At 57.2% G+C, this 12,372-nt stretch carries 10 protein-coding genes; 7 read left to right on the top strand and 3 right to left on the bottom strand.

Annotated features, from left to right (window positions below; all coding sequences use genetic code 11):
* Positions 1-6: 6 nt before the first annotated feature.
* From QRN55_RS23350 to tssH, 3 genes are all read right to left on the bottom strand, one after another.
* Positions 7-1,083: a hypothetical protein gene (locus tag QRN55_RS23350; RefSeq protein ID WP_284778498.1), complete on the bottom strand. Its 1,077-nt coding sequence runs from the start codon at positions 1,081-1,083 to the stop codon at positions 7-9.
* 132 nt (positions 1,084-1,215) lie between these two features.
* Entirely contained in the window at positions 1,216-1,692 is a 477-nt protein-coding gene (locus QRN55_RS23345) for an Hcp family type VI secretion system effector (protein WP_111841460.1), read from the bottom strand.
* A gap of 59 nt (positions 1,693-1,751) precedes the next feature.
* The gene (tssH, locus tag QRN55_RS23340; protein WP_284778474.1) at positions 1,752-4,385 is read right to left on the bottom strand and encodes a type VI secretion system ATPase TssH; all 2,634 of its coding nucleotides are present in this window, start codon (positions 4,383-4,385) and stop codon (positions 1,752-1,754) included.
* A gap of 218 nt (positions 4,386-4,603) precedes the next feature.
* Between tssH and tssA the strand changes: the two genes are divergently transcribed.
* The 7 genes from tssA to tssF all read left to right on the top strand — a co-directional run bounded on the left by tssA (position 4,604) and on the right by tssF (position 12,372).
* Positions 4,604-5,662: a type VI secretion system protein TssA gene (tssA, locus tag QRN55_RS23335; protein ID WP_284778473.1), complete on the top strand. Its 1,059-nt coding sequence runs from the start codon at positions 4,604-4,606 to the stop codon at positions 5,660-5,662.
* Positions 5,663-5,730: 68 nt separating this feature from the next.
* The gene (gene tssB / locus QRN55_RS23330; RefSeq protein WP_284778472.1) at positions 5,731-6,240 is read left to right on the top strand and encodes a type VI secretion system contractile sheath small subunit; all 510 of its coding nucleotides are present in this window, start codon (positions 5,731-5,733) and stop codon (positions 6,238-6,240) included.
* 97 nt (positions 6,241-6,337) lie between these two features.
* Positions 6,338-7,819 carry a type VI secretion system contractile sheath large subunit gene (tssC, locus tag QRN55_RS23325; RefSeq protein WP_111841464.1) on the top strand — a complete coding sequence of 494 codons (1,482 nt, stop codon included), beginning with the start codon at positions 6,338-6,340 and terminating at the stop codon, positions 7,817-7,819.
* Between the two features lie 55 nt (positions 7,820-7,874).
* The gene (tssC, locus tag QRN55_RS23320; protein ID WP_112501569.1) at positions 7,875-9,269 is read left to right on the top strand and encodes a type VI secretion system contractile sheath large subunit; all 1,395 of its coding nucleotides are present in this window, start codon (positions 7,875-7,877) and stop codon (positions 9,267-9,269) included.
* Positions 9,266-10,093: a type VI secretion system accessory protein TagJ gene (locus QRN55_RS23315; protein WP_284778471.1), complete on the top strand. Its 828-nt coding sequence runs from the start codon at positions 9,266-9,268 to the stop codon at positions 10,091-10,093. The genes tssC (QRN55_RS23320) and QRN55_RS23315 overlap by 4 nt, the downstream gene beginning before the upstream one ends.
* Positions 10,086-10,595 carry a type VI secretion system baseplate subunit TssE gene (tssE, locus tag QRN55_RS23310; protein ID WP_111841467.1) on the top strand — a complete coding sequence of 170 codons (510 nt, stop codon included), beginning with the start codon at positions 10,086-10,088 and terminating at the stop codon, positions 10,593-10,595. Before QRN55_RS23315 ends, tssE begins: the two co-directional genes overlap by 8 nt.
* Positions 10,588-12,372, top strand: coding sequence for a type VI secretion system baseplate subunit TssF (gene tssF, locus QRN55_RS23305; RefSeq protein WP_284778470.1), 1,785 nt, complete (start codon positions 10,588-10,590; stop codon positions 12,370-12,372). The genes tssE and tssF overlap by 8 nt, the downstream gene beginning before the upstream one ends.

Here is a 12,372-nt window from a genome sequence, read left to right as displayed (position 1 = left end):
ACCGGCCTAAATCATCTTCACATCGGTCAAATCTTTTGGCCGCGCAGCAGCGGAAAGGCGGTTGATGACCTGTTCGGCCTTGAGCAATTGAGCACTGCTCGTGGGGTCGATCAGCATCCTCTCAGCAAAATTCTGCTCCGGGTAAAAGGACGAGTTACCCGTCATGCGGCTGAGCGTATCGATACGTTCCCTGACGGCCGAGCCGATATTGTTGTATTCCACACGCTGACCGGGCTCATAGGGCGCAAAAGGCATGCCCGTAAACTTGGGCGCTATGGCCTTGGGGTAATTTGTGGCTGATGGCATTTGTGAAATCGGCTTGCTGCCATATTCCGTGTCACGCCCCATCGACCTCTCGCCAACGGCCGGGGCATAGGTCACGAGCTTGTCCGATTCCAGAACGGCGTCCATGTAGAACAGGAGTTCCATTTTCTGCGACAGGCGGTTCTCGTCTATGCGGCGGCCTTCTGGAGGATTGCAGAATGGCGTCTGGCTAACCAACTCCGCGATGCGCGTTTTATCCGCTTCTCTGACGCTATCGTCGTCGCGTACGCCCTGCACGAAATTGTGCACGCAAATGTGGTTGGTGTTGATGAAATCTTCGATACGCGTCAGAAAATTCAATGCTGTCGGTGCAGAGGCGATAGAGGCGCTGCTGACCAGACCTTCTGCGGCACTGGTGATCTGCTTTCCAGCAAGCTTCTTTGCCTCATCCAGCACGCCGCCGAGGGCGAACATCAACACCTTGTTGTTGTTCGCCGCATGCATCGCATCGAAGGTTCTGTTCAAATTGTTGTTGCAGATGACGCGCAGAGCCGCGCGGCTTGCCAGTACGCGGAGCGAACTCGTAGCGAAGGCTGCCATCATCACGCTGCCCGTCAGGATCGAGGCGGACATGACGAACAATTCCGCCGTCAACTTATCGCGCGCCTCCTGCGATTTTCTGGTGCGCTGAAAATTGTCGATAGCAAGATCATAGGCGCGCACATAGGGGCTCGCGATGTTCAATTGCCACTGTGATTTGTACTTCGGCAGTTCGAGGAGGATATTGTTCAAGCGATCTTTTGCCAGCGACACGACCATCTCCATTGATAAAACTGGATAAAATTCACCGTCACCTGCAAAGCCGCATGACGACTGCGTGCAGGACATGGGAGCACACAAGCGAGACAACAGGTGCCGGCATCATGCCGACACCTGCCGTTTCAAAGGATGTTAGCCAGCCTTTGTCGTTGCCAGATCGTAAGATGCGATCATTGGTGCCTGCGGTGTGTTGTTTTCATCAGCAGGTGTGTACTTGACTTCCATCTTGGTGAAGTTGAGCCGTACTGTCTCAACAGGGCGGTCACCGCTGGAGTCGATGGAGTAGCTGGCGATCAGCGTGTTCGTCAGCAGGTACTGGATGTACGTGTTGCCTGGATCGCCGGTCGTGACGAGGTGGATCGTCGCGAGTTTGCCCTGACGACCGGAGCATGCTTCCTGGAAGAGCTTCGTGGAAGACGAGTCGCTGACTTTGGTCAGGATGACTTCCGAAATCGTGGGCTCAGAAGCTTCACGGTTCGTCGCAGAACCGGCAGATGTGTTCATGTTGCGTGTTACGTTCCAGTGAATGGCTTCGATATCCATCCACTTGCGGTGTTCCTCATGGGTCGCATCGCCCTGAATACCGTCGAGCTGCAAATAAATTGGCATACTGTAAACTCCTGTAATGACTGAAAGGCCTCTTGCTCCGAGGCCGGTTTGCCTTTCCACTACTGCCGCATGCGTCGGGGCTTCCCTTCCGACGCGGCAACCTTATCCACGCCAGCCGGTGCAGCCGTCGCGAATTCATCAGCTTCCCCAACCGCTTCGGCGTGAATACCGAACCCGGTGCTATCAAAATCAACAGTGATCCGCTTGACCTTGTCCCCTGTGATGACTTTCTCAAGAAAGTAGGTGGACAGTGGCGGTAGCAAATCCCTGCCGATCATGATTTCGATGGCGCGTGCGCCTATTTCGCTGGAACCCGCACGTCCCACCAGCGCCTCTCGCGCCGCCGGAGAAAGCGTCAATTCCGTGCCGTAAGCTGCGCGAACACGCTCGGCAATTTTGCCGATCTGTATATCGACGATGCGCGACAGTTGCTCTGGTCCAAGCGGCATGAACGGGAGAATGACCGTTCGCCCCAGAAACGCTGGCTTAAAGTGCTTCGTCAGTTCCGGCATCAGCAGGGCTTCGAGCGCTTCACCTTCCGGCATAGTGTCAGGGTCAGCCGCCAGCGATGTCAGTAATTCCGACCCCGTATTTGCAGTCATGAAGATGGTCGTGTTCTTGAAGTCGATGTCGCGGCCTTCGCCGTCTTTCAGCATGCCCTTGTCGAACACCTGATAGAATATGTCCTGAACGCCGGGATGCGCCTTGTCGATTTCGTCCAGCAGCAACACGCCAAAGGGCCGACGGCGCACGGCTTCCGTCAACACACCGCCCTCACCGAAACCAACGTAACCGGGGGGCGAACCGAGAAGGAGCGAGACCTTATGCTCTTCCTTGAACTCAGACATGTTGATGGTGGTCAGATGGCTGTTGCCGCCGTAAAGCAGATCAGCAAGAGACAGCGCCGTCTCCGTCTTTCCGGTGCCTGACATGCCGACCAGCAGGAAAACGGCGGGCGGGCGGCGGGGGTCCGACAGGCCTGCGCGTGCGGCGCGCATGGCGTCGGCAATACGGCCTATCGCCAGATCCTGACCGATGACGCGCTGTTTCATACGATCATCAAGGGACTTTGCACTTTCGATCTGGTCGGCGAGCAGTTTGCCAAGGGGAATACCTGTCCAGCGGGAGACGACGGACGCGATCATCTCGCGATCCACGACGGTCGGCACCAGCTTTTCGCTGGCGCCATCTTTGGACGTTGTGACTGGTCTCAGCGTTGCGACGTTGGAAGCCTCGGCGGTCAGCTCGGTTATCTCCGCATCGAAGCGCGTCCGCAGGTCATCAATCCCGATATCGAGTGCCGAAATCTCAGCTGCAACAGTATCGATGCGCGATGCCGTTTCTTCACTCGCCGGTTCCCGCAGCAGCCATTCATGTTCGGTGGACAGCAATTGCCGTTCGCTTTCCATGTTGCGAAGCTTTTCCGGCAAAGTCTGCCTTGCAAGAGAGACAGCAGCCGCTGCCGTATCCAGCAGGCTCACGGCCTTGTCAGGCAACTGGCGAGACGGCATGTAGCGCGCCGAGAGTTGCACCGCTGCGACGATGGCTTCATCGCGAATGGTCACGCCATGATGCTTGACGAAAGTGTCGGCGATTCCGCGCAGCATTCGGATGGCGGTGGTTTCATCCGGTTCGCGCACATGCACGGGCTGAAAGCGCCGGGTGAGCGCAGCGTCCTTCTCGAAATATTTCTTGTATTCGCTCCAGGTCGTTGCCGCGACTGTACGAACTTCGCCACGCGCAAGCGCGGGCTTCAGAATATTGGCTGCGTCGCCATGACCGGCGGCACCACCTGCGCCGATGAGGCCGTGCGCCTCATCGATGAAAAGAATGATCGGTTCTGGTGAGCGTTTGACGGCATCGATGACGCCATGGAGCCGCCGCTCAAACTCGCCCTTCACACCGGCACCGGCCTGAAGCAACGAGAGATCGAGCGTCAGAAGACGAACATCGCGCAACTTTTCCGGCACGTTGCCTGAAACGATTTCCAGCGCCAAAGCCTCGGCGACTGCAGTCTTACCGACACCGGCTTCGCCGACCAGAATGGGGTTGTTCTGCCGACGTCTGGTGAGAATATCCACCATCTGCCGCAACTCGTCGTCACGCCCGATTACAGGGTCGATTTTGCCCTGACGGGCGTCTTCTGTCATGTCCTGCGTGTAGAGGCGAAGGAACTCGTTTTGATCTTTGGACTGACCCAGTCCCTGGAGCGTCTCATCTTTTGAAGCGGTTGAATTTGCAGCGCTTTCACGCAGGCTCTCCAGTGCCGTGCGATCCATAGCCTTGAGCGCCGGAAACGCGGCGCGCACCATGCTGCGCAGCGACGTCTCTTCTTCCAAAGCCAGAAGCAGGTGGACTACAGCGATATGCGAGCGGCCATCCTGCAAGGAAGCCAGCAACCATGCTTCTCGTCCAGCGGTCAGAACGTTCTGGGAAAGCGAAAGCGCCTCGCCATCACCGATAGCCGCATCATCGAGCGCCCTATCAATTTGAGCGCGCAGTTCATCCTGCGAGATTTTCAACCGGGCAAAGACGTCAGAGAAGGCGTCGGCGTCTACAACCGCACTCAGCCAATGGGCAATATCGACAAACTGGTGACCCCGCCGCGCAGCAATAGAAGCTGCTGTTTCCAGCGATATACGCAGTTCTGGCTCAAGCGCTTCGACAAGGCGATTGAGATCAATATGCGACATGCAGCGAGCCTCCGGTTTGGATCAATCCACAACGTGACGTGGCATAGTTAGGTCGATGAAACTCACTTGTCCAGCAAAAGTTGCTTTTTTATTTGACGAGCTTAAAATCAAGTCGCCACAATTTTGCCTTGTTTTCCATAAGTCTGTTTAGTGAATAACCTTACGTAACGGAAGTAACAGACACATATCTATCATACTTAATGAGGGATAAACTGACATTGAGTGCGCAAGAGCCGGTCCAAGTTATAGAACACACGAGTGATTGCGGAGAAAATATTCGAAGCAATGCAAGAACTCGTGAAATATACTATAGAATTAAGGATGAAAGAAACCAAGCAAGGGCAGAAGAGCGCACAGTTTCGCCACAGGAAGTTCTAAGGGTTTCCAGCAACTGGGCAGAAGTCAGCAATCTCGGATTGCATATTATATATTCTGAAAGTCGAGACGTTGAAATATTGGCGTGGCTGGCGGAAGCAGAACTCCGGTTGAAAGGCTTTCGCGGCCTGCGAGAGGTTTACCGGGTTACATATGATATATTTTGCAACCATTGGGATTCTCTGCGTTCCATCAGCGACGATGATGACGAGGAAAAATTCGCACCTTTCGCTGGATTGAACGGTATTGGCAGCGAGGGGACGCTTATCCAGCCCCTTCGCCTGAGTTCGCTGATTCCCGAAGGCAAATTTGGTGAGCACACGCTTTGGGATTTTCAGCTCGCGCAGCGGTCCGGCGAGAGCAAACGCAAGGAAGAACTGTATAGCGCTGCCTCCGAAGCTGGCATTGCGGCCATGTCTTCGCATCTGGCAGACGTGAACGCATGTCTTTCGACATTCGACTCCATCACCGCCATTCTGACGGAGCGTTGCGGCCACAATGCACCTGCCAGTTCCAACATCAGAAACACGCTGATCGAGGCTGCGGCGGCCATCCGCGCGCTGGGTGGAAGGGATGACAGCCAACCCGCGCAAACACCGAATACACGGATAACGGACAGCAATACTCACGAAACACAGCCCGAGGTTCAAAAAAAATCACCTTCAGCGCCAGAAGAAATCGCTTCACGTGACGAAGCTTTTGAAACTCTTCTTCAAGTTGCGCGTTACTTCCGCCGGACGGAGCCGCATTCTCCGATATCGCTGGCTATTGAAACATTGGTTCGCAGGGGGCGCATGGATTTTTCAGAACTGCTCGCAGAGCTTTTACCCGAGGCGCAGGCACGCCACGCTGTTTTGACGGCAGCGGGGATAAAGCCCGAAAGCGAGACCAACGGAAAATAGTGAAACCAGGGGGAGCCTGGCGCTTCCTCAAAAGTCAGTCGTGCCCGGAGGGCACCAAGGAGGTTTGAATGCCAAGTGTACACGAAAAGCTGGAGCGCGTCCGCAAGCCTCGCGTTCACATCAAATACGAAGTCGAAACAGAAGGCGCGATGGTAGTGAAAGAACTGCCGTTCGTCGTCGGCGTTCTCGGCGATTTTTCTGGCAATCCAACGCAGCCGCTCAAGCCTTTCGGCGAACGCAAGTTCGTTCAGGTCGACCGTGACAATTTCGATGAGGTGATGCGCCGCATGACACCGGGCCTCAACATCGCCGTTCCGAACACGCTGCAGAATGACGGCACCGCCATTCAGGTCAATTTGAAGTTTGAAAGCATGGACGATTTCCTGCCAGCCTCCGTTGTGGAGCAGGTTCCGGCGCTAAAGGCACTTCTGGATGCACGCAACGAACTTCGCGATCTGCTGTCCAAGGCCGACCGCTCCGAAGATCTGGAGCGTCTTCTGGAAGACATTCTTCAGAACAAGACCGACCTCGGAAAGCTCGTATCCGAACTGAAAGAGAAAAACAGTGCAGGCAACTGACCTCGCCCATTGAGGACTGCTTCGTTGAGACGCCCCGACACCGGGGCTTCATCTGTTCTCGCGGCCAGACAAGAGCCGCATTTGGAAGGATTGAACCATGAGCGCTGAAAGCCTGCTAAAACCCGATGCACAGGCAACAACCGCCGAAGAGACCGGCCTGTTGTCCAAGGTGGTAGCCGCAACCCGTCAGACCGAACCGGACCGCGCGCAGAACCTGTTGCGCACATTGACCGATCAGGCGCTGAAAGGCACCGTTAAGTACGATCGCAACCTGACTGTCACACTCAACCACGCTATCGCCGAGATAGACCGTGCGATTTCCGCGCAGCTTGCAGCGATCATGCAGGCACCGGAGTTCGCAAAGCTGGAAGGCACTTGGCGGGGCCTCAACTATCTCGTCAAGAATTCCGAAACCAGCGTCAACCTCAAGATCCGCGTTCTCAACGCGTCCAAGCGTGATGTTGGCCGCGATCTCGAAAAGGCCGTGGAATTCGACCAGTCGCGTCTGTTCAAATCGATCTACGAAGATGAGTTCGGCACCCCCGGCGGAGAGCCCATGGGCGCCATCATCGGTGACTACGAGTTCGACAATTCCTTTGATGACGTCCAGCTTCTGCAGGGTGTGTCCTCCATCGCTGCCGCAGCATTCGCACCCTTCATCTCGGCAGCAAGCCCGCACATGTTCGGCTTCGAGGACTACCGCGATCTGGCGCGACCACGTGATCTTGAGAAGATTTTCGACACGGTGGAATATGCCAAATGGCGCAGCTTCCGCGAAAGCGACGATTCACGCTTCGTAACGCTGGCACTGCCCCGCGTGCTCGCCCGCATGCCGTACGGCCCGAAGACCAGCCCTATCGACGAATTCGGCTATGACGAGACCCGAGGCTCGGCCAATGGCGATTTGCAGCATGATGAATATTGCTGGATGAACGCGGCCTATGTCATGGGCACTAAGCTGACCGACGCCTTTGCAAAGCATGGCTGGTGCACGGCCATTCGCGGTGCGGAGAACGGCGGTAAGGTGGAAAACCTTCCCATGCATGTCTTCTCCAGCGATGACGGCGACCTCGATCTGAAATGCCCGACCGAAGTCGGTATTACCGACCGTCGCGATGCAGAACTGGGCAAGCTGGGCTTCCTGCCGCTCTGCCACTACAAAAACACCGATTACGCCGTGTTCTTCGGCGCGCAGACGGCCCACAAGCCGAAGCTTTACGACAGACCAGAGGCAACGGCCAACGCCGCCGTGTCTGCCCGCCTGCCTTACATGATGGCGACCTCGCGCTTTGCGCATTACCTCAAGGTCATGGGCCGCGACAAGATCGGCTCCTTCATGGAAGCGTCTGACTGCGAAGTCTGGCTGAACCGCTGGATATCCAACTACGTCAACGCCAACGATGTGGCTGGCGAGGAATCCCGCGCCAAGTATCCGCTACGCGACGCGAAAGTGACTGTTCAGGAAATTCCCGGCAAGCCAGGCGCCTACAACGCCGTCGCCTGGATGCGTCCTTGGTTGCAGATGGAAGAGTTGACGACTTCGCTTCGCATGGTCGCCCGCATTCCAACCAAGAACTGAACAGAGCAAGGGGCAGACATGCCCCTCGCCTTTCATTTCCGCCCGGAGCCCATTCATGACGCCCAGGTCCGTTTCGGACATACGCAGTCAGGCCGACCAGCTCATCGCGTTGATAGACGACGCGCTGAACGGTCAGGTAAACGCCATTTTGCACCACGCCGCGTTTCAGGCGATGGAAGCAAGATGGCGGGGGCTTGCCATGGTGGTGCGCGAAGCCAGCCGCTGCCCTGAGGTGAAGGTCAAGCTGCTGAACGCAAGCTGGCGCGAATTGGCCCGCAGCATGGAGCGGGCGACGGATTTCGACCAAAGCCATCTGTTCGAAATCATCTACAACCGTGAATTCGGCATGCCTGGTGGCGAACCCGTCGGGCTTCTGGTGGGTGACTACACCTTCTCTCCAGATGACTTCGAAGGCATCGATTCCATCACCGCGCTGGCGCAAATCGGGATGGTGGCCGCTGCCGCATTCTGCCCGTTCATCGCGGCAGCGGCGCCTGCAACGGTTGGGCTGGAAGACTTTTCCGAGCTGAGCCGCGTTCAGGATTTCTCCTGGCTGAAGCAGGAGAAAAGCCGCCTGCGCTGGAACGCGCTGCGCGCGCGTGATGACAGCCGTTTCGTCGGGCTTGTTGCGCCGCGTATTCTGCTGCGCTCTCCGCACAAGCCGTACTCGCGCCGCCGCGAAGATCCGTTTCCCTTTCGCGAACACGTATCGGAAGACGGGCAGTCACTGCTGTGGGGCAATGCGGCTTTCGCCTTCGCCTCTGTCGTCATTCGCAATTTCACCGATAGCGGCTGGTTTGCAGATATTCGTGGCGTGACGCAGGATGAGGTGGACGGGGGCATGCTGTCGCCTTCGCAATTGCCGCCGCTCGATCTTGGCATCGAAAGCAATGGTCTTTCAGCGCAGCCGCCGGTCGAAATGCAGCTGACCATGGGTCAGGAACAGCAGTTTTCCGATCTCGGCATCGTCCCGGTTTCCACGACATATCTCTCCAGCATGGCGATTTTCAACGCCAACCAGTCGCTGCACGCTCCCGGGCATTATTCCAAGGAAAGCGCGCGGCAGAATGCCCGACTGGCTGCCATGCTGCAATATGTGCTGTGTGCCTCGCGTTTCTCGCATTATCTCAAAGTCATCATGCGCGATGATATCGGCCAGCTCAGCGACGCCATCACCATCGAGCGCAAGCTGGAAAACTGGCTTTCGTCCTACACGCTGGGCAACGACGATGCGGAGGCTGCCCTTCGCACGCGTTACCCACTGCGGTCAGCCGGCATCAAGGTTTTTGAAATTCCCGGAAAGCCGGGCAGTTTTTCCTGCACAGTGCGTCTCCAGCCGCATTTCCAGCTGGATGACGTCTCCACCAGTTTCCACCTCATCGCCGAAACAAACACGTCCGCAGCCTCCATTGCGCGTTCGTCGGCAGAGCCACAAAGGATACCCGCATGACATTGCGCGACGATATTTCCCGCCTGCTCGACGATAACCAGCTAGATGAAGCCATCGCGAAATCCCGCGAACAGGTCAAGGCGACACCGTCCGATAAAACAGCACGCTATCTTTACATCGATCTGTTGATCCTTGCCGGTGACTACGAAAAGGCCGATGCACAGTGCAATCTGGCTTCGACATTCGCCCCGCAGGACGCGGTCGGTTTCTCGCTGTTTCGCAACCATCTTCGCGCGATGGCCGCGCGCGTTGCATGGTTTGAGACCGGTGCATTGCCGGACTTCATCCATGGCCCTTCCGAACTCGACCAACTGGCCATAAAAGCCAATGTCGCCACACGCGAAGGCAACGATGCCGAGGCAACAAAGGCGCTGCTGGAACTGGATGAAAAACGCGGCGAGGTGCAACTCGTTCTGAACGACGGGGCGGCAGGCGACATCCGCGATCTTGACGACCGTATTCCGCATGCACTCGAGGTGCTGACCAATGGCGGCAAGTATCTCTGGATCGACTTCAACCGCATCGACACTGTCGTCATTGAGCCAATGACGCGTCCGCGGGATCTGGCGTTCCGGCAGGCTGACATCACACTGCTGGACGGTTCCGTTGCCTCTGTCCTACTGCCAGCCCTCTATCACAGCGGCGACAGCAGGCCGACGCTGCTGCTTGGTCGCGAGACGGAATGGAGCGAGGACGATGGCCCGTTGGTGACAGGTCGTGGCCAGCGCTGCGTGTTGATCGGCGATGATCTGGTGCCCTTCCACGAAATCTCGAGCCTTTCGGCCCCGACCGAAGCCAGGGAAAGGCAGACAGCGCGTGGTTGATCCGCTCGAGCACTATCGCCCGAAACAAAGAACGCTGGCCCGCTCGGTGCTCGACCGTTTGCTGGACGATGCGCCCGATATGGAAAACGATCCGCCTGCAAGCTTGTCGGATCAGGTTAGGGAGATGCGCGAGGTCATCCGACGCGATCTGGAATCCCTGCTGAATACGAGACGTAATCCCGCTGGTCCGCCTGCTGATTTCAAGGAACTGTCGGATGCACTCGTTAGCTACGGCGTCGATGGTATTCTGTCTGCAAATCTGGTGACGGATGCTTCGAAAGCCAAGCTTGCCAACACCATAGAGCGGCGCATCTCCATGTTCGAAACGCGGCTGTCGGACGTACGCGTAACCATCATGAAGAACCGCAACGATGGCGACCGGGCGTTGCGGATGCGCATTCAGGCTACATTCCGCCTGCACGAGGGCATGCCGCCGATCAGCTTCGAATCCAAGATCGACCCTTCCACGCAACGTTTTCTGGTGGAGACAGCCAATGGCTGACGGTTTTCTGGAAAAATACAATGACGAGTTGTTTGCGCTGAGAAAACGCGCCTCCCGCTTCGCCGCCGCTTTTCCCAAAATCGCGGGCCGCCTGCGCATGACGGGAGACGTAGCTGATGACCCGCATGTCGAACGACTGATCCAGAGCTTTGCCTATTCCGCCGCGCGCGTTCGCCAGAAGCTGGACGACGAGTTTCCTGAACTTTCCGACAGCCTGTTGGAGACGCTTTACCCCCATTATCTGGCACCGCTTCCATCCATGAGCGTCGCGCATTTTGCGCCGAGCCCCGCATTGACGACTGCGCAGACCCTGCCGCGCCACAGCGAGATATTGTCGGAGCCAATCGGCGGCGAAAGTTGCAGGTTCCGCACGGCTCAGGATGTGACCATCGTTCCGCTGGAGATTGCCGCAGCAACACTGGCCAGCCAACCTATCGATGCGCCGTTCTCGGCAATATCCGCCGGTGCGGCTAGTTGTCTGAAACTGTCGCTGCGCACCACCTCGCCGCGTCCGTCGACATTCAATGAAATCGGGCTGAAATCGCTACAGATATTCATTTCCTCTGCATGGCAGCAGGCAACAGCGCTGTACGAATTGCTGGCCAACCATTGCGTTGGCTTGGCTCTCGCCCAGCATTCGGAGGACCGAAACGCGGTGTTTCTACCAGCCGCCAACCTCAAACCCTCGGGCTTCTCCCGTGATCAGGCCATGCTGCCTTATCCCGCCAACAGCTTCGATGGCTACCGGCTGTTGACGGAATTTTTCGCGCTGCCACAGAAGTTCCTGTTCCTCGATATCGATGGACTGGACCGCTGGAATGGTGGTGATTGCGAGCTTTATATCTATCTCGATGCCGCTGAAACCCGGCTTGAGCGTATGGTCTCGGCCAAGGATTTCGTGCTGAACGCATCGCCCGTCATCAATCTCTTCCAACAAAGCTGCGAGCCGTTGAGCCTCGATGGCACGCGAACGGAATATCGTCTTCTGCCGGATGCGAGACGCCAGCGGACCCGTGAAATCTACGGCGTTGAAAAGGTCGAACTGACCAGCCGTTCCGGCCAGATCGAAAAGACCTCGCCCTTCTTTGGGCGCACGCAGAGAAGCAACGGCTCCAACGTCTTCTGGCAAACCTACCGCCGCTTCGATGATGACGATGGCTCATCCGATACCGACATAGCATTCGTAGATGCGCAACGCGGACCCCTGGGGCCACTGGATGTGGTCGCAAGCGTCGACACACTTTGCATCAACCGCGAACTGCCCAGCCAGTTGCCGTTTGGCGGCGGCCATCCGTTCCTGCAACTGTCCGCCGGCAACGAGGCCGTCAACTCCGTGCACGCGCTCATGCCGCCCACATCGGCTGTGCGGATGAACGAGCGGTCGGCGCGCGAGTGGCGGCTGGTGTCGCATCTGCTTTTGAACCACCTGTCGCTGTTCGATAATGGCGGTGCGCCGTTGAAGGACATTCTGTCGCTTTATGCATTCAGGGACACGCCGGAAACGCGGCAGCTCCTCGAAGCCATCACCTCTGTGGAAGCTCGCAATTCCCATGCCCGGATCGGCTCTGCCATGGTGCCGGGCACAGATATCACGCTGGAATTCGACCCGGCGCTGATCGACAGAGCCGCAGCCTTCGTGTTTTCGAACGTTCTCAATCACTTCTTCGGCCTCTACACGTCGATCAACAGCTTCACCCGCCTGACCGTGACCATGCGCGGGCAATCCGAACCCTTGGCCAGGTGGCCTGCCCGCGCGGCAGACCGTCCATTGCTTTAG

The sequence above is a fragment of the Agrobacterium sp. lyk4-40-TYG-31 genome (assembly GCF_030209855.1).
GTDB classification, from domain to species: domain Bacteria; phylum Pseudomonadota; class Alphaproteobacteria; order Rhizobiales; family Rhizobiaceae; genus Agrobacterium; species Agrobacterium vaccinii.
The sequence above is the reverse complement of the archived record's forward strand: the minus strand, read 5'-3'. Positions and strand labels throughout refer to the sequence as shown.